The organism is Turicibacter sp. St.80E1, from assembly GCF_059728495.1.
Genome location: NZ_AP039386.1, coordinates 497,619 through 516,543, shown reverse-complemented (window position 1 = coordinate 516,543; position 18,925 = coordinate 497,619). Strand labels below are relative to the sequence as shown.

General features: G+C 33.8%; 14 protein-coding genes. All 14 read right to left on the bottom strand.

Translation table 11 applies throughout. The annotated features are described in order from the left end of the window. Nucleotides 1-813: 813 nt before the first annotated feature. Nucleotides 814-3,150, bottom strand: coding sequence for a hypothetical protein (locus AC6I0I_RS02395; protein ID WP_262953544.1), 2,337 nt, complete (start codon nucleotides 3,148-3,150; stop codon nucleotides 814-816). Nucleotides 3,151-3,163: 13 nt separating this feature from the next. Continuing rightward, a complete protein-coding gene (locus tag AC6I0I_RS02390) occupies nucleotides 3,164-3,697 on the bottom strand; it encodes a hypothetical protein (RefSeq protein ID WP_262953545.1) in 534 nt (177 codons plus the stop codon). A gap of 12 nt (nucleotides 3,698-3,709) precedes the next feature. Beyond that, nucleotides 3,710-5,860 (bottom strand): hypothetical protein, encoded by a 2,151-nt coding sequence (locus tag AC6I0I_RS02385; protein ID WP_161832142.1) that lies wholly within the window; start codon nucleotides 5,858-5,860, stop codon nucleotides 3,710-3,712. A gap of 24 nt (nucleotides 5,861-5,884) precedes the next feature. After that, the gene (locus AC6I0I_RS02380) at nucleotides 5,885-6,814 is read right to left on the bottom strand and encodes a type IV pilus modification PilV family protein (RefSeq protein ID WP_161832141.1); all 930 of its coding nucleotides are present in this window, start codon (nucleotides 6,812-6,814) and stop codon (nucleotides 5,885-5,887) included. A 9-nt stretch (nucleotides 6,815-6,823) separates the two neighbouring features. Continuing rightward, nucleotides 6,824-8,140 carry a hypothetical protein gene (locus AC6I0I_RS02375; protein ID WP_262953546.1) on the bottom strand — a complete coding sequence of 439 codons (1,317 nt, stop codon included), beginning with the start codon at nucleotides 8,138-8,140 and terminating at the stop codon, nucleotides 6,824-6,826. Continuing rightward, the gene (locus AC6I0I_RS02370) at nucleotides 8,130-8,690 is read right to left on the bottom strand and encodes a PilN domain-containing protein (protein ID WP_161832139.1); all 561 of its coding nucleotides are present in this window, start codon (nucleotides 8,688-8,690) and stop codon (nucleotides 8,130-8,132) included. Before AC6I0I_RS02370 ends, AC6I0I_RS02375 begins: the two co-directional genes overlap by 11 nt. A 198-nt stretch (nucleotides 8,691-8,888) precedes the next feature. Then, nucleotides 8,889-10,019, bottom strand: coding sequence for a pilus assembly protein PilM (pilM, locus tag AC6I0I_RS02365; RefSeq protein WP_161832138.1), 1,131 nt, complete (start codon nucleotides 10,017-10,019; stop codon nucleotides 8,889-8,891). Nucleotides 10,020-10,154: 135 nt separating this feature from the next. Continuing rightward, nucleotides 10,155-10,553: a prepilin-type N-terminal cleavage/methylation domain-containing protein gene (locus AC6I0I_RS02360; RefSeq protein ID WP_317453422.1), complete on the bottom strand. Its 399-nt coding sequence runs from the start codon at nucleotides 10,551-10,553 to the stop codon at nucleotides 10,155-10,157. 77 nt (nucleotides 10,554-10,630) lie between these two features. Further along, nucleotides 10,631-11,833 carry a type II secretion system F family protein gene (locus AC6I0I_RS02355; RefSeq protein WP_262953547.1) on the bottom strand — a complete coding sequence of 401 codons (1,203 nt, stop codon included), beginning with the start codon at nucleotides 11,831-11,833 and terminating at the stop codon, nucleotides 10,631-10,633. A 10-nt stretch (nucleotides 11,834-11,843) separates the two neighbouring features. Beyond that, nucleotides 11,844-13,532 (bottom strand): GspE/PulE family protein, encoded by a 1,689-nt coding sequence (locus AC6I0I_RS02350; RefSeq protein WP_262953548.1) that lies wholly within the window; start codon nucleotides 13,530-13,532, stop codon nucleotides 11,844-11,846. A 60-nt stretch (nucleotides 13,533-13,592) separates the two neighbouring features. After that, nucleotides 13,593-14,267 carry a prepilin peptidase gene (locus AC6I0I_RS02345; RefSeq protein WP_161832134.1) on the bottom strand — a complete coding sequence of 225 codons (675 nt, stop codon included), beginning with the start codon at nucleotides 14,265-14,267 and terminating at the stop codon, nucleotides 13,593-13,595. A gap of 266 nt (nucleotides 14,268-14,533) precedes the next feature. Next, the gene (locus AC6I0I_RS02340) at nucleotides 14,534-15,271 is read right to left on the bottom strand and encodes a prepilin peptidase (RefSeq protein WP_262953553.1); all 738 of its coding nucleotides are present in this window, start codon (nucleotides 15,269-15,271) and stop codon (nucleotides 14,534-14,536) included. A gap of 750 nt (nucleotides 15,272-16,021) precedes the next feature. Then, a complete protein-coding gene (locus AC6I0I_RS02335; RefSeq protein WP_161832132.1) occupies nucleotides 16,022-17,050 on the bottom strand; it encodes a type IV pilus twitching motility protein PilT in 1,029 nt (342 codons plus the stop codon). A 367-nt stretch (nucleotides 17,051-17,417) separates the two neighbouring features. Further along, nucleotides 17,418-18,863 carry a glutamate/gamma-aminobutyrate family transporter YjeM gene (yjeM, locus tag AC6I0I_RS02330; protein ID WP_262953549.1) on the bottom strand — a complete coding sequence of 482 codons (1,446 nt, stop codon included), beginning with the start codon at nucleotides 18,861-18,863 and terminating at the stop codon, nucleotides 17,418-17,420. Nucleotides 18,864-18,925: the final 62 nt, after the last annotated feature.

Genomic DNA, 18,925 nt, shown 5'->3' with positions numbered 1-18,925 from the left:
AATATTTAGTCTAGATGGTCTTCAGCATTAAACACATTGAAATAGAAAATACATATAATTTTAAAATTGTTGATTACTCCTCTATTCAGATATAGATATCAAATTTTTATTTAATTCACATTCTTTTAAAACGAGTCCCCCTGAAATCACACTCGAAAATTTACCTATTTAATCCCCTATAAGTTACTTCCCATTTTATCAATTAAAATATTATTCATGTTATTATGATATCCTATTTTACAAAAAAATTACAGATATTTTACCAAAAATATCTTATCTTTTTAACCTTCATCCAGATGCTATTATTTTAATTTTATCTCATTACTGAAGACATAATACCTTCCTCATCTATCTCTCACCCGCCTACGATCCAGTCCCTCTTTTTATTTTATCATAAGGTACGCTCACCTAGATATTGACATGCACTTTCAAAGGGACAATCAGGGCAAATAACCTGAATTCGTCTAAATGTTGACACTATATTTTGTAAATTACGGATTTATTAGGGAGACGATTAGTAACGATATAAAAAGAAAAGCTATCAATTCCGTAGTTTCAGCTTACAGAATTGGTAGCTTTATATGCCTCTATATTATTACATGCTTACTAATCTCATTCCTTTGTATCATATGGCTAATATATATTAATTAATCACAAGTTAGAATAAACTTATGATTAATTTTCCCTAAAAAATTATTCATTGAAAATTGGGCTTCAATGCCTACGATGTTCGTATCTTATCTCTTAAAATTATCTTGGAATAGAACTAAACAAATTCGACGAAAACGTGCACACACATAGATATATTTTATTTCAAAATAAAGATGGTAAATTTCCTTTTGGTGCGACATCATTATCGACATCAAGACCTTCTATTTCAATGAACTTTTCGGTTTCATCAATGGTTACTGTACTTCTATACTTATGACTCCCTTTAGGCATCTCAACATGATATAAAATGAGGAGTTGATCATTGGCCTCTACTTTATTATATAAGTTTAAGCGAACATGCGTGTATGTGGAAAAAGAAGCAATATATTGTTTCACCGACTCAATCGGCTCCAAATTTATTTGTCCAGTATCATCTCGCTGGATACGATAGGTACGTATTGACTCTTCACTTACTGGTAATCTTGAGTCAATAGAAAAGGAATAATCTTGATAATATGGCTGATATTCGAAAAGAGCTGCTATATAAACCATTGAACCTTCAATAAAACGTTTAGGTGCGTTCATTTCATGAGAAATAATTTCGATCTTATCACCATGAACTCCACCGTACAATCCATAATCTAATTTAACTTCCGGTTTTATTACCGTAAAATTCGGCGATAAAATCGTTTTTTCAGCTTCGGATCCATCTCGTTGCTCATAGTGAATGATTGATTGATTTTTAAATGTGATTTGCTCATCAACCTGCGCATTCGTCACCCTTACTTTAAAGAATACCTCAACAGGTTGAGCACGATATTCACATCCTGTAGAATCCAACTGATACTCAATTTCCAATGGTAAGGTTTCATATCTTGTATCCCCCACGTTCTGTAGGCCCTCAATAGCTTCAAATTTATTTCCTAAATCAAAAACTAATGTTGGACTCACGGTGAATGATGAGACTGGTTCAGTTAACATTTTATTTACCTGCCCTATCGTTTCCTTGAATTCGGGCTCACTCGATATCGAAAATACCGTAACCCATTCATTATCTGATAAGGACACTAATGATTCGTTCTTCTTCTGAGATAGGTCAAGAATAATTAACTTACAATTTTGATGTTTCAAACGTTCTATCATCTCAGAGTCCAACTCAAATGAATGATTAGACACCATGACAATTGCCTTAGAATCCGTTTCAGTTGAAAGAGAGATTAGACGAGTTGCAGCATCTAATGACTGTTCTATATCCCACTCATTCTTTGACTTTTTAATTGATAACTGTCTTAATTCGTTCATTAATGAAGACTTTTCTGCTTCATTCGCCAATGAATAAATTGGGGGTGCTATATCTGTTAAACGTTTAATCTGTTGTAATTTAGGACTCATCACGCCAACTTTCATTGGTGATTGAATACTTTCTAACATCTTTTCCATCCCTACAACTACCGAATTCAAGTCCATCTTCGATAATGAGTTAGTTGGATCGACTAAAAATAATGTTTCTGTAAAAGTGGGAATTAAGCCTTCACCCGATTGTACTGGTTGAGGATTAATTTGATAACCTATATTCACAAGTTCATTATTATGAACCGTTGTATCTAGACCTGTTGTTAACTCCACCTCTAAATTTGGACTATAAACCTTCTCAATTGAAATATGCTTCACAGGATGATTATAACTTAATTCAACCATTCGGTTTTCATTTTTAATCATCCACCCTTCAGGTAATGAAGATTCATCAACAACTAAAATATACTGTCCCGACGGGATATTTTCAAATAATATCTGCTGACTTTCTATTTGACTTATTTCGTAAAATTCTAATCTATTTGACAACGGGATTTCAATCGTCTGATTTAAGATCTCTGCCCGTTCGTTCCCGTGTAAAGCTGAATCTGCTTTAACTAAATATAATTTCACTTGTTGAAGCAAATCTGCATCTAACCCTTCTTCTAATATAACTTTCACTTGTCCTTTTTTAACTTCAAAATTTGGCGTATAGACAGATTGAGTTCGATACCGTTCTGTCAAAGTCCCCACTAGTTGATAGCTTTTTGGGGCACTGTCTAAAATACTATCAATTTTTATTTGAAATGTGTATGAAGGATTCTCTGAACTCAATATAGCTTTTGAAGGACCGATGAGATGAAATTCTTTAGGCATTTGCATTAATGATAGATTAAATGGAACTTCTTCCTCATAATTTCCTTTTAAGGTAATCGTTGCTTCGATGGAATCCCCAACTAAATATCCTGACTGGGATACCATAAAATCGACCTCTTCTTCTACAGTGGGTTTCGAATTCGTTTTTGAATTTTCCAATATAAAATCACGATTACTAAAATACTCTTTAGACTGGGATAAGGGAAGTTTTGAGTTTAAATCATATATAGAATCGGAAGATAATTTTGCATAGGTATTCATGTTAGGGATTAGGAAGCATCCTAAAAGAAGTCCGACATTAAAGATTGATATTCTACGTTTTTTTCTCATCCCATTCAACTCCTCAATTTTTAAAATTTCTAAAAACAATATAGTTATCTAATTGATATTCCAATGTGTCCATTCCCCTCTTTTTTTCTAAAGAAACGTTCAACTCAATATAGTTAGAAGTTTTTAAGTCTTGACTGGATGATGGAATTACTTGTATTTTTTGAATTAACGAAGAAACGGTTTGTGTCTGAATCAGTTCCTGTTTCCCCTCATTATTTATCTCATATAGTTTATAAATTAATTTTCCGTCCTCTACTAAGTATTGATGAAAGAAAACCTCATTTTTAAAAACAATTGATTTAAGAAAATTCCCTTCATTATCAAATTCGACGTCCACCACGCCTTCGGATTCTAATATGCAATTAAAAAGGTGAGCCTGAATATTTTGGGCATGCAATTGTAATTCTGATAACGTATCTATTCTATCTAAAATTTTATTATTATTAATTGAAAGAACCGTAATAACACTTCCTACCATTAACATAATAGACATTGAAATAATAATCTCAATTATGGTAATTCCCTTCTTTTTTATCTTTTTTTTCATACTTTATCACCGTTATTTTACTAATCGCCAGTTATTAACAGCTATATAATCTTCGACATAGTAGTTTGTGTTCATTTTGTCTAATGTCGCACCATCTACAACCTCAACCTCTGTTTGATTAAGGATTTCAGTATTCCTATTAAAAAGGTTTTTGAAAGAGTCGTAATTTAAGGCAATAATTTGTTGAGTGACTTTCTTATCATAGACTAATTGAATCCCATCCTGATCAGAATTATCAGCTTCCATTATTAAATCTCCACCTGCAATGACATTACCTATTAAATAAACATTTCCTACAAAATGTACATCGCCTGCCGTCACAATAAACGCTTTATTAACATCCGAAATTCGTTTTACTACATTATTCTTTTGACGGTCAACATAAATAATATCATTCGTTCCAAATTCATTTTTTTCAACCTTAATCACAATATTTTCGTCGGCATTTGCAATTACTTCTCCATAATAATTTCGAAACTCTAGATTGGGATGACTGCGAAGATAATCAAAATTAATTTGTGCCTCACCGTTTTTACCGCTTGTAATACTTTTTAACACCAGCCCTTTCTCGTAATCACTTACCTCTGCCTTCATTCCCATATTGTAGACTTGTCTTGCATACTCCTGACGTTTATCCATTAAAAAATTGATCTCATCTTCTGAAAAGGTAGCCTGTCCTTTTCCAACAGGTTGTTGTTCGCTAACCCATGCTCCTATGGTATGAACATCTTGAGGATTTAAAGAGACGCCACCTGTGCTAAGCGTTAGTGCCCCATCCTGAGCTGACTTAACAAAGTATTCTGCTTTTGCTTGAATGGATGAATCATTTTCAATAGATTCAACAAGGAGCATTGGATCATAATATTTCAACTGAACTTTTCCCTCATAACCAGGTAAAATACGATTATAAACTAAGTAATTGCCTCGAACTGCAACAGATTCACCGGTTTGATAGGGATCTTTCGTGTCAATATAGGCAACACCTGACAAATAAGTAGAATCCTTAACCGTAACTTTTGCTCCCTCACTATTGATAATTAAACTACTAGATTCCCTGAATGGTGTTCCGTCTGCCTTCAGTTCATTTTTATCATTTAGCCCATACAGATTACTCATCCAAACTTTAGTTGTTATTTTTTTATCTAATGCCGCTTGCGGATTAACCACTAAATCATTATCTAATAACAAACTTTCTTGAACTATTAATTCGGCGTGTGTTGGAAGAGCTGTTTCGTTCGTAAACTCTCCAATATAAAGATTTCTCGCGAAGATATTCCCATCAATTTCAACGTTTGATTGGTTATGTAAAGAGACAGTCTCATTCGTCATTAAATCTCCCTCAAGTTTTACAAGAGCGTCTTTAATAATAATCCCATTTTCATACTTTGAATCTAGAGATTGAATAGAAGTTGACGCTTTCTCCTTTCCTTTAATCCGAATATTTCCCTTAATATCTATACTTCCTTTGAAATCCGCATTTCCGTCAATATTAACAACGCTATCTGTAAATACTGGATAATTAGGAATCGTCTTCGTAACTAATTGTTGTTGAAGAGCCCCTTGGTAATGAGGCACTTTCATGGTATATTGAACACTAACTTGACGTTCACTGACCTCTTTCGTCATACTATGTTTCATAAATGTCGAAATAAACAAAAACTTAAATGTCAAATTATCAGGATCTCTGTCTTGTACGACCTCAATCTCGATTTCTCCCTCTGGCTTAAAATCAATCGATTGAAATCGGGTTTGTGATTGCCCCTGAGAATTAGGATTAAAAACAGGATAAGTTAAGTTATTGATAGAGTCTTGTAAAATCCCTTGCGAATTCTCACTTTCTTTTGTTTCAAACACTTTAATAAAGGTGGATTGAAATAGTTCGTTCATCTCTTCTTGCGACTTTTCTAAATCCATGTTTGAATCAAACTTTGTTTCAACCTCATGATTGGCTCTATCAACCGCATAATCAAAAACCTTCACTAAAATATTGTATGCCGTCTCAAGACCCGATTCGGCTCCATATAAACTAGCAACATTTTCACTATTCCGATTTGACATCTTGAAATCATTTAAGACAACTGAAAGAAAAACCATTCCAACTGTAAGAATAGTCATCATAAGTACTAAAACGGTGATCATCGTTGCCCCTTTTTTCTTTTTCATCAAAACTACCTCCCTTCCTTAATTTTATTTAACTTCTTTTATTTTTAAAGGAAGAACACTTTTACTTTCATACAAAGCTCCCTTGGAATTAATTTGCTTAATTTGGACAACCACCTCATAAAGATCACTTACATTTTCCATCAATGAATCCTGAGGTAATTCAGATAAATAACTAACCGAGGTATCTAAAGAATTTACAGAATTATTTTCATAATCAAATTTAAGATTAGAACTATCCTGAGCCTGGTCTAGTTGAACATAAATATTAATATTGTAACGAGATTCATTCACTACAGGAATTTCAAATTTACGACCTAATTCTCCTTTTACTCTTATTGTCACCAAAGCTTCATTTTTCATTGTATCCTCTTGATAATCAAGCACAAATTTATCCTTCACGCATTTTTTTGTTGTTTTATCTTTTGTTAACTGACATAATTGGACTTCTTGTGCCCCTGTCGATTTATCTCCAACTCGTAAAACAAATGTTGGACTCATTAACTCCCCATTAATTAATAAATGAGATGAACTACCTTGCAATCCCTCAAGGATAAAGTTTGGTTGTTTCATTAATTGATTCATACTGGGATTATTAGAATAACGATTATTATCTATCACTTTCTTTAATGTTAACATCACTTCCAAGTTATCCTCTGTTTGTGCCGTAGCACTAAAGCTACCATCTGTTCCCTCTAATTTAGAAAAAGAAAGGCTAAGCCCTATTTCCTCCAAACTATTTTCAAGTGTAATAGACTCTTTTCTTCCTAAATATTCAATAATCCGTTGCCCTAGTAAAGTAGCTTGCTGACTCTGAGAGCTATTTTGGCTTATCTTAATATTGGTCGTAATCGTCATAAGAATCGGTAGCGATAAAATAGCAAGTAATGCAACGCTAATGATGACCTCTATTAACGTAAATCCTCCATTTTTTTTATAACGATAAAATTTATTCAAATTACCCACCTACTTAGTTATAACATTTACAGGCGAACCTTTACTCACAACTTTGACACGTGGATTCGTCGAATCATCGCCGCTTACTTCAACTTCTACCGTTAAATCCGTTTGATTATCTACGGTTAATTCGACTCCTGACTTATCTGTTACATCTGGGCGACTTTCACTCATGACTTGGAAATTAATCGTTTTCTGTGTAGGAATAAACTTTTGAGGTTGTGGATCTTTTGGATATTGCCCCTCACTTGTTTCAAGACGATAAAAATAGTCATCTCCCACTTTTGTTAACGTCACCTTCACTTTTTCAACTTCATTTTTATCTACCATTAAATAGGATTCACGCGTCTCATCTAAAGCCTTTCCTACCGTTACTGATGGTAAATCAGAGACTGATGAGCGAACAAGCATCATAAAATCATACGTTTTAACCCCCGCTGATAATAATTTCTCCATCGTTTCACTGTAAGCCCCTGTCGCTATTCCTCCCATAAATGGATTCACCTTTCCATAAACATTTTCAATTGTCCACTTTATATATTCTTCATCTTTATTTTCAAGCCGCGGAATCGCGTAACACTCTAGTGTAAAGTTACCTGATACCCCCGTATCTGTCGGGGTGAGTGACAGGTTCGTAATCACAAGATTATGCTCCCAATTTTGAATGTCCTCAATCATATTCTTTACATTTTCATAAGCACCTGTAAATGCAATGGAAATACTCATCACTTCCACCGTTGCTTCACTTGTAGATGGATCCTCTAACTCGGCTTGTCCCGTAGAAGATTCCCCCTCTACATTAGTTGATTCATTTAAATCGGGTATCGGTGTTTGATTCTCTGTGATCACGCTCCCATTCAAATTAGGATTTTTAGTAACTCCACTCTCCGTTGTTGAACCCATTAAGGCATCATACTTTTCCGCTAAAGGGTTTAATGAACCACGAGGAACTTCATAAACTCCACCTGTAAAAGGCGTAATCGGTTGGGCATCTATTTCTGAAAAACTAATAGTCGCTTGAATTTGATGATTAGTAAGTAGCTGGTCTAATTCTAAAATAATTTTTTCTTGAATTAGTGTCGGATATAACTGATTGGTTCTTTCAGCAATCGACGTACTCAGCTGTTCAATAGTCTTCAATCTTGTCTGTAGTGTACTAATATTTTCAAGTACTTGTTCATGTCTCATTTCAATAGCCGCTAAATTCTGAGAAAGCTGCTTTACTTTCGAACGATCCTTGAGAAAAATAAACTGATAATAAAGAAAAAGAATAGTGATTCCAATAATAATCATTAATATACCTTTATCCCGCTGGCTAATCTTCATATTGTTGATCCCCCTTTACGGTACATGTCACGCTAATCGTATACGGTGCTTGCTCAGAAATACCTCCAACATAGACATCTACAATGAACGGTAATTGCTTCAAGTTGTGCTGAAATTCTGCTACCGATGGACGAGAATCTGAGGTTGCCTGCATCGTAATTGAACCGTCTGTAATATTCAAACTCCCCAACGAAACCCCACTTGGTAGCGTTGCACTGATTTGATCTAATAAAACTTTTGTGATTAAATCTCGTGATTGAATACCTTTTACTAACGGCGTTAATTGTTCATCATAACTTTTTAATACTTCTAGCATTTGAAATGCAAAATCTGATTCCGCTATTTGATTTGCAATAGGTGGAGCTGCTAAAAGGTCCTCCACTTCTTGAATAGACTGCTTTAAATGCAACAATTCAAATTGATTAAACAGAAATGTTCCTGCAATACCCGCACCAATAACTCCTAAATATCCATATCGGAAGATACTCCGTCTTTTTTCAGACTGATTTTTTAATACATACGTACTAAAAAAGTTAATATCACGTTGCATAACTGACCTCCTTGTAAAAAAGTAATCTCACCTTTTTAATCTAACTAAATACCCTCCCATTAACTTTAATTTTTCTCTCTCCTTATTTCAATGAATTAAAACTAAGGGATATTTGCCTCTACTCTATAGGCGACACTTAAATGTGTGCGCTTCATGAAAAGGAAGGGAAACACCACCTACTTCTCCCCACCTTTGTCGTTATAAACGAATGATAGCCCCTATAGCATTCGCATAAAATGGAATATTCTCATCAGGTACTTCTAATGAAACACCTGTTAATTTCTCTAATCGTGTGGTCGGGATACCGATTTTAAGCCCTATATAATCCGCCAGTCCCGGAATAACCGTTGATCCTCCAAAAATATATATATGATCAACGCTATTCCCGACCACTTTATTTTGATAAAAGCGAATGACCCGAACTAACTCATAAATCATTTCATCAACGGCTGCTACAACCGCTCGGGACTCTACATCTTCCCCATATAAGTCTACCTGATCAAAAGATACTGTTGATTTTATAGACAGATTCGACAATTCACTTACTCGATTTTCAATAGCAGTACTTCCCGATTTAATTAAACGTGTAAACTGAATATTTCGCTTATTAAAAATACTTAAATCGATAAATTGACTTCCTATATCTACAAAAGCAAGAGTACCTTCTTCATTTGACACTCCTTTTAGTAAATTAGAGTAATTAGCTAATTTACCGATTGCATTATAGCTTAAATCGAGTGCATACGGCTTTAACTGACACTTTTTCAATAACTCATAATAACTTAAGGCGATTTTTTCTGGGAAAGTAATGACATTCAATTTTAACTTTTTCTCTTCATTTATTACCACTTCATCAAGTACAACATATTGAATTAAATAATCTGACATATTAATCGGTAAAAATTGTTGTATTTCATAACGGATGACCGTGTCCATTTCCTCTTCATCTACTGGCATAACAAACAACTCACGATTAATGATTTGTGTTGAATTTATAATACAAATTGTATCTTTTGCTTTAATTCCATGAGCTTTTAATTGCTCAGTTAACAATGCAATGAGTTTCGTTTCATTGGTAATCATTCCATTCTCAATACATTGCTGATGAGGAATCGTTATACATTTCATGATTTTTAAATGATTTTTTTGATATCTTCCTTCTACAACTTTAATCGATTCTGACCCAAAATCGAGTGAAACTACTAGTTTAGGTAATGCCTCTACTTTTTTTATCTTCTTTTTACGCCATTTAGAAAAATTTTTTTGGTTAAAAATATCTTTAATATCTAATTTCATCAATTCACGAAGATCAAGCTTTTTATCTTCCATTTTTTCACCTCAACTTACCTTATATTTGGAAAAAGTGTAAAGTTTGATCTTTACACTTTTTCTCTCGTATTATGAATTAAATAATTATCATTTCCTATATTGCTCCAAATTTACTTCTTCGTAAGAGGAGATATCCTATTCCGGTTTAGTAGGAGTTGATCCAGGATAAAGTTCATTCCCTTCCTCATCAAAAATCTTTACATTTCCAGCATTATCAATAGTGAATTTAAATGCTTCTCCCTCTTGTGTTTTTGGAATTGTCGTTAATCCCCACGCACCAACATTTTCCGCTGATACCTCGGTTTCCCTTTCATATTTTTGTAACTCTTGGCTTGTCATCCCTTCAGCCACTTTTGCTGTGATAACTGAGTAAATTGTACGCGCATTTGCTAATTCTGTTGTATTATTAGCTTTTTCACGAATGTTTCCAAAAGCTGGAATTGCGATAGCTGCTAAAATGGCAATAATAGCAATAACAATAATTAACTCAATTAAAGTAAATCCACTTTTCTTCTTTTTTAATTTTTTTAACATACTACTACCTCCATGTATTTTTTATTTTTATCTTAACTTAAGACTTTATCAGTCTAAGAAGTTAACAGTTTTATGCTTTACAATTGCGTATACATCTCAAACATTGGAATCATAATCGCCATGACAATAACCCCAATGATAATTCCCATAGCAACAATCATTAATGGTTCAACTAAGGCAGTTGTCATCTGAATTTGAGCCTCTAACTCATCTTCATAAAAATCCGCTGTCTTATGTAAAATATCATCTAAAGATCCTGTTTGTTCACCAATATTAATCATCGACGCTAACATTGATGGAAAGACCCCGCTATCACGAATTGCGTGACTAAATATTTCTCCTTTAATGACCTTTTCCTTCACTTCCGTCAATTTATCTTCTACTAATTTATTTTGAACGACTTCCGATGTCATTTGAATCCCTTGTGCAATGGGAATTCCCCCGGCTAGAAGGGTTGAAATAGTACGTGTAAATCGTGCAACAACAATTTTTTCATTTAACGGTTTTAAAATAGGCGCCCATAGTTTAAACTGACTCAATCGATAATATCCTTGATCAGTTTTCGAATATAATCTAAATAAAAATATAACAACAAAACTAACGCCCATAACGATGAAGAAATAAGAAGATAAAAAACTACTTACTGCTAACAAACCTTTAGTTAAAAGCGGCAGTTCAACTCCATTTTGATTAAACATCTCGATGAATGTCGGCATAACATAAGTTAAAATAATCATAACTGCAACAGTTGCAACTGAGGCTAAAACCGTGGGATATATCATCGCACTTTTGATTTTGTTACTCACTTTATTTTCTTTTTCATAATAAGTTGACATTCGTAATAAAATCACATCTAAATTTCCACTAATTTCTCCAGCTGAAATCATTTTAACTAGTAAATTGGGAAACACGTCACTATGGTGATTCATTGCTTTTGATAACATGGTTCCATTTTTAACTTCATTATGTACATCGGCTACCGCTTGTTTTAAAACCGGATGAGTTAACTGTGTAGCCAGGATATGTAAACATGAATCAAGTTTTACACCCGCATCGACCATTGTATAAAACTGTCGACAAAATATTGCGATATCTTTTAGTTTAACCTTTTTTTTAAAACCTATTTCAGTATTTAGTAAATCATTGACTTCTTCAACCAATAAAGGATAATGATTATTTGCCACTAAGATTGAGATAACCTCATCTTTAGATTTTGCTACATAGAAACCCTCAACTTTTTCTTTCGTTGCGGTTAACGCACGATATCTAAACTTCGCCATTTCATTCCTCCTAATGGTTTAGCCCTGCAATGTCAATCATCTCTTCTATTGTTGTTACACCTTGTAACACGAGCTTTCGACACTCAGTAGATAACTCTGTCATTCCATTTTGTAACGAAATCTCGCGTAAGAATGTGGCATCTTTATTTTGCGTAATTGCAATCCGATGGTCTTTCGTAATTTCCATTATTTCATAAATCCCGATTCGACCCGTATATCCTGTATACTGACAATGTCCGCATCCAGCCCCACGATGTAAGATGAGCGATTGTTCAGTTGGAATATTTAAATAGGACTTTTCCATTGGGGATGCTTCATACGACTCTTTACACTGCTGACAGATTCGCTTTACCAGTCGTTGAGCGATTACACCTGTAATGGAGGAGGCCACAATATACGGCTCCCCTCCCATATCAATCAAGCGATTCACTGTCGTTGGTGCATCATTGGTATGTAACGTACTTAAAACTAAATGTCCCGTAATGGCAGCACGCATTGCGATTTGTGCAGTCTCTTCATCACGGATTTCTCCGAGCATCACTATATCTGGATCCTGACGAAGAATACTTCGTAATCCACTCGCAAATGTTAATCCTGCTTTATTATTAACATTTACCTGGTTAATTCCTTTTAACTTATACTCTACGGGATCTTCAACTGTAATAATATTCACTTTTTCGGTGTTTAGATCATTTAATAGTGTATAAAGCGTCGTTGTTTTACCACTCCCTGTTGGGCCTGTAACTAAAATAATTCCATGAGGATTGCTTAATAGTCGATCAATTTTTGCATTATTATCTTCACTAATTCCTAGATATTCGCGTCCTACTTTAAACGCTAGTTTATTCAAAATACGAATAACAATCTTTTCACCATCTGCCACGGGTAAAATAGAGACACGTAAATCTACATCATAATTATCGGTTTTCATCATAATCGAACCATCTTGTGGAATACGTTTTTCCGCAATATTAAGTCCCGCTAAAATTTTAATCCTCGCAACAATTGGAGCTAATAATTCAATACCTAATTTATTAATGAGACATAAGTCTCCATCAATTCGATAACGAATTCGGACTTCATCTTCAAAGGGCTCAATATGTACATCTGATGCTCGCATCTCAATTGAATTTTTAAATAAGAACTCGACCATTTTAACAACTGGCGCATTTTGAAGGTCTTCTAACTCTGCACCATCATCAATCATGGATTGACTATTTAAGGATTCTTGACTCAAAGCTTCAGCTGCTTTTGTCACTTCTTCACTTGTATAGTGAATTTTAATAAATCTCTCGATATCTCTTAAAGGGGCAATGTACACTTGTACTTCCAAAGCGGTTGCAATTGAAATATCATCAATTGCAAAAATATTCAACGGGTCACTCATTGCCACTTTAATTTTATTAACATCTAATTCAATTGGAATTAATCCATATCTTTCACATAAGTGAGGTGACACCGTTTTAAGTGCCCGTTTATCAAATGTTATTTCGTTTAAATCAATCGATTGAATCCCTGTTTGTTCTTGAATTGCATCTATAATATCGGATTCAGTTAATATATTCTGTTCAACTAAGACCTCACCTAACTTCTTACCTAATAAACGTTGTAATTTTAAGGCCTCTTGTAATTGAAAATGAGTAATCTTTCCGGCTTCTACTAAAAGATCGCCTAACCGTTTTTTCTCCATTAACGCCATATTTATCCATCCTTTTATTAGCATGTTATCTTAATTTAAACACATGAATCCTTTTTAAATTTAAAATAAGCTCAAATAAAAACCAATGATTTCTTTTGCACCTATCATTGAAATCATTGCCCCTGCTACCAAATAGGGACCAAATGGCATTTCATCACGCAACGTCTTAGAACGTCTAAGTAATAAGACAACACCACCTAATCCCCCAAATACAATACCCATAAAGAGGGTTAATAAGACTCCCTCTATACCTAGAAACAATCCGCATAACGCAGCGATTTCAATATCACCCTCTCCCATCCCATGAGTTAAATACACAATAAGTGCAATCACAGCAAACCCTATAAACGCACCAATTAACGACGAAATAGGCGATATAGCGAAGACAATATACTCTAAAAAAGTAAAGGTAATCCCAATACACATCGTCACGATAGTCGTCACGCGATAAACACAGAGCACTTTAAAATCAATATAAGCAATTAATCCCATCATCATCATAAAAAACAGATTTTTAACAAACATGAACGATAATCCTAATTTTAAATAAAGAAGTACAGCAATAACGCCCATGCTAAATGAAAACCAATTGAATAGCTTTCCTGCTTTTAATTGTTGATACCCTTGGATTAAACTTTTTTTATCGAAGGATTCAGGTTCTAGCATCAATACATTCCCAGTCAATTGAATGATGACACCTACTATTATTCCAATCATTGTTATGAATATTAACATAAAATCCCCTTTATTTCAGATGAACATTCCATACGCAATAATAGAAGAACTGCAACAATCATCAATTGTTTTTTTTTATTTTTTATGTTAGATTTTTCCTCGTATGAATGGTTCATTCAATTTAAATTAATAGACTTTCCCAAATTAATATATCTTAGCATTAGACAAATTTCAATATTTTTTTCGTAAATGAATGGTTATCGTACGTATATTATGTTCCATCTTCAATCAATATACTAGGACTATTTCCCCATCTCATCTTCTTATCAGTAAATCTCCATTAATTTCCCTAATAAATAACAATAACTGATTAAAAAAATTCCCATCGTTAATAACATTGCCGGATACTTCACTCGGTGAATAAACAGATCGCCTATTTTAACACCCACCACGATGAATATAGCTGTCATGAATATTGAACTTTGTCCTAACAAATATCCCACCAATGCATAAAAAAGAACCTTTCCTTCGATCAATTCATGAATTTTTAATTTTATGACATTGAGTTTACAGCCAATTAAACTAATAAAACAACCAATTCCTGCCTCAGCTAATGTCATTAGGAAATCTTGTTTCAAATAAATGACTTGCCAAAGAAGTAACAGACTTAAGAAAAATAAAATTACATTTTGCGGGGAATTTTGATAATAAAATTCTGAAACCCCAACAATAATGAATAAGGATAGGACTAACCAAACAAGATAAATCGATCCGTTAGAAAACCCATTCCACCCATAAAGAATAACGGGAATTAAAAATAAAATTCCGGCTAACACCTCAGATAGTAAATAAATAGGCTTAATCTTTACTTTACAATGTCGACATCTTCCTCTTTGAAGTACATAAGAAAATATCGGAAGAAGTTCGTAAAATCGCAACTCGTGTTGACAGGCTAAACAGCGAGAACGATCATTCACCCAATTTTCACCAATTGGTAATCGATATCCTACGACATGATAAAAAGAACCTAGACAGGTTCCTAAAAAGAAAACTAAACTATACATCACTAACAACTTTCTCTCTCCTTGTATAATAAGTTGACGCCCTTATTAATAGGCGTTATTTGTTATTTGAAACCTAAGTGTTCACTTTACTTTTCTTTACATCAGTTCACTTAACGGATTCTCGTCTCTTTGTCTAGAAATTTCTCAATCATCCTACATTATAGGGAGTGCGACTACATCCATCAGAAATATACCTATTCCTCCATAACCTACTACCTTTAAACACCACGCCACGCCTATGCGGCGTGCATGCAAAATACATCGATTTTCCTCACCTCTTCTTAATAGACCAAGATTGAATCACAAGAGAAGAGGTTGAATACTTATAAACAGATGGGTCGTTAAATTTAGACCTCCAAAATATTTTTCCTCAAAAAAACTATTCTAAAGTCTCACCCATCAATTAACCAAAAAGAGATAGTGAAAGGACTAAAACTCAGTTCAATTTATACCTTTTAGCCTAATACGTTTTTATCTGAAGGCTTCGACGTAAAGTAACTTAGATGCATTGAGGTTGTCGTACAAACTCCCCTTTCTCGAACCTCTCTGCTATAAACATGATTCCCTCTCAAAGGAGTTCGATACTTTTATTTTGATGTTAAGATACTTTAGCCTCTTTCTGACATTCAATTAGATTTTTAAAGTGATTCGATTTTCAAATTTATTTCACCTAAGTGATTAAAGACTTGAACCACTATGATAAATAATCTATTTTCTTTATACTCTGAACTTTTTTCAAAGCATAACGTGTCACTTTTGATCTAAATAAGCTAGTGAATCTTCTGTTCCAATAACCCCGCGCATGATCCATTCATGAATGGCCATTTCCATTGTCTGCATTCCAATATCGCGTCCCGTTTGGATAACACTTGGAATTTGAAACACTTTCTCTTGGCGAATGAGATTCGCAATCGCTGGGGTGTTAACCATGATTTCACATACGGCTTGACGTCCATTCGTATCTTGGCGCTTAAATAGTCGTTGTGCCACTACCCCAACTAAACTTCCCGCTAATTGTGTTCTAATTTGTGTTTGCTTTTCTGCCGGAAAAACATCGATAATACGCTCAATGGTAGAAGCAGCAGATGATGTATGTAACGTTCCTAAAACTAAATGGCCCGTTTCCGCTGCGGTTAATGCAATTTGGATTGTTTCAAGATCACGCATCTCTCCAACTAGAATAATATCTGGATCTTGACGTAATGCGACTCGTAATGCCTGATTAAAATCATGAACATCTGCCCCTATTTCACGTTGATTAATGATACATTTTCGATGATTATGTTGAAATTCAATTGGATCCTCTAATGTAATAATATGTTTTTGAAAATTTTCATTTACATAGTCAATCATCGCCGCAAGCGTTGTCGATTTCCCCGATCCAGTTGGTCCAGTAACCAACACCAATCCTCTTGGCTTTTCAACGAATTGTTTTAAAACAGGTGGAAGTTGTAATTCTTCAAAACTTGGAATTTGAGTCGGTATAGGACGAATCGCTAATGCCCATTGTTGACGTTGATGATAGGCATTCACACGAAAACGTGAAAAATTTGGAATCTCATACGAAAAGTCTAATTGTAAGTTTTTTTCAAATTCTTTGAACCCCTCCTCTGAAAGTAACTCTTTTACTAATTCTTCAATGTGCTCTTGAGTCATGACTTCTTGATTAAGTGCTACTAATTCACCGCGTAAACGTACCATGACGGGAACACCTACCGTAATGTGAATATCTGAGGCCTTTAAACGAACGGCTTCTATTAATAAATCATTAATTTTCATTCTTTCTTCCTCCTATTCTTCATTAAAACTCGTGCATCTTTTTAAATGAAACTAGGCTAATGCATGACTTTTAAAATAGAGTATCACTTTAACTTATTTAAAAGCCCATCTGGCCTCTTCATTAAACTTTTCCCATAGGTCATAAGTATCATACATAAAAAAACAATTTATTTATCAGATAATCTTGCAAATTTTAAATCGTTTAAAAACCTTTAAAATTTGTTTCTTTATCAAACGAACCCCCTACCCTTCATTTAATATTCTCAGATGAAGGGAGAGGATTTCGGAAAACTTGCCATAAAAACAAAGCAGTTCATCTCAATCTATCTAAACCCAGGTGACTAGCTTTTCTTAATTAGACTACATCCTATCTTTTATTTTTAAATCGATTGACATACGTTCGTTGATATCGACTATAGATTAAATTTGAAATAACACCAAAGAAAATTGGTCCACTAACGATCCATCCAAACGTCTGATAATCGTGATTTAATAATGGATTAATAATTGTAAACAAACTGGCAAAAGTAATGGCACATATAGCTACTATACTAATCATCAACGTAAACCATTTATTTTTATAAATAACAAAGGTACGCCCCTCTTTCTTTATAAATCTAAAAATAATAAATGAGCTCACTAAAAAGATAGTTGGAATCGCTCCTGAAATACCTGTCATTAATAATAGTTTATCAAATAAATACGTCGCTGCATTTCCTCCAAAAGAAACAGTTAAAATTAAGACGATACATACCACAGTTTGAAATGCCATCGCCGAAATAGGGGTTCCACGTTGGTATCTTACAAATAATTTTGGCCAAATTTGTCTTGGCGTTCCTTCAATTAATTGTTTTAATGGAGCATACGAAAAAATAACCATCGCAGCACTTAATGAAATAAACATCGATACTCCAACGTACCTCATTAAAAACATTCCCACTTGTAAACATGTTGATTCCCTGAAACCAAGAGCCATTCCTAATTCATATCCTAAATTTTTTATAACAATGTAAATAAAATTACCCGAGTTAACCTCACTATTTGCTAATACGCTGTTCCAATCTACTACGGATTCGACAGCAAATATTCCTATAATATACAGTAGCGGAATGACCAGAATTGATCCTATAAACCACTTGAATATTTTTTCAATAGAACCTTCAACTTGACTTACAAAACTAATAACCGTTTCAATCCCGCCAAAAGCTAAAATAGTTAACGTGAAAAAGGAGAGCATTGGCACTATTCCTTGAAAATCGATATTAAATGATGGCAATACAAAGTGTTTAATCTCATAAAGGGCTTCCCACTTATTAACTATTAATATTGTTATACCAATAAGAAATATCATTACATTTAATATAATATTAATGATTCCGCCAATTAAAGTTGCTCTCATTATACTTTTTAAACCACGTGAAGTAATAATAAAAATAATAAGAAAAAAAGTCCATCCTAAAATACCAAATAGTTGTGCATTAGATATCCCTAACATTTCAAATCTTTCTTGGGAACTAGAAAATAACCCAGGTAGTGGAGCCCATATCGTAAAAGCCGTATTAACCATCCAAATCAAATAAGATGTATACCATAAAAATGTAACGATAAATGCCCATCGCGATCCAATTAAGTTTTGCATCCAATCATAAATTCCATTATGATTTTTAAAACTAAAGGAAAATTCACTCATCATAAACGAAAATGGGATGAAAAAAACTACAGCTGCTAAAATAAACCAAAATATCGCCTGATATCCCATGAAATAATATCCCCGCATAATTTGATTAAAACCAAATATACATGTCAACATCATGAAAGGTATCTCAAACCCTCTGAAATTTTTTTCATAATTCACCCGCTCCTGCTATGATTTTA

Bases quoted from the DNA above. Each gene is read 5' to 3' on its own strand.
- AC6I0I_RS02355 (WP_262953547.1), bottom strand. From the start codon at position 11,833: ATGGCGAAGTTTAGATATCGTGCGTTAACCGCAACGAAAGAAAAAGTT.
- yjeM (WP_262953549.1), bottom strand. From the start codon at position 18,863: ATGATGTTGACATGTATATTTGGTTTTAATCAAATTATGCGGGGATAT.
- AC6I0I_RS02340 (WP_262953553.1), bottom strand. From the start codon at position 15,271: ATGTATAGTTTAGTTTTCTTTTTAGGAACCTGTCTAGGTTCTTTTTAT.
- AC6I0I_RS02335 (WP_161832132.1), bottom strand. From the start codon at position 17,050: ATGAAAATTAATGATTTATTAATAGAAGCCGTTCGTTTAAAGGCCTCA.
- AC6I0I_RS02370 (WP_161832139.1), bottom strand. From the start codon at position 8,690: ATGCAACGTGATATTAACTTTTTTAGTACGTATGTATTAAAAAATCAG.
- pilM (WP_161832138.1), bottom strand. From the start codon at position 10,019: ATGGAAGATAAAAAGCTTGATCTTCGTGAATTGATGAAATTAGATATT.
- AC6I0I_RS02345 (WP_161832134.1), bottom strand. From the start codon at position 14,267: ATGTTAATATTCATAACAATGATTGGAATAATAGTAGGTGTCATCATT.
- AC6I0I_RS02360 (WP_317453422.1), bottom strand. From the start codon at position 10,553: ATGTTAAAAAAATTAAAAAAGAAGAAAAGTGGATTTACTTTAATTGAG.
- AC6I0I_RS02385 (WP_161832142.1), bottom strand. From the start codon at position 5,860: ATGAAAAAGAAAAAAGGGGCAACGATGATCACCGTTTTAGTACTTATG.
- AC6I0I_RS02375 (WP_262953546.1), bottom strand. From the start codon at position 8,140: ATGAAGATTAGCCAGCGGGATAAAGGTATATTAATGATTATTATTGGA.
- AC6I0I_RS02390 (WP_262953545.1), bottom strand. From the start codon at position 3,697: ATGAAAAAAAAGATAAAAAAGAAGGGAATTACCATAATTGAGATTATT.
- AC6I0I_RS02395 (WP_262953544.1), bottom strand. From the start codon at position 3,150: ATGAGAAAAAAACGTAGAATATCAATCTTTAATGTCGGACTTCTTTTA.
- AC6I0I_RS02350 (WP_262953548.1), bottom strand. From the start codon at position 13,532: ATGGCGTTAATGGAGAAAAAACGGTTAGGCGATCTTTTAGTAGAAGCC.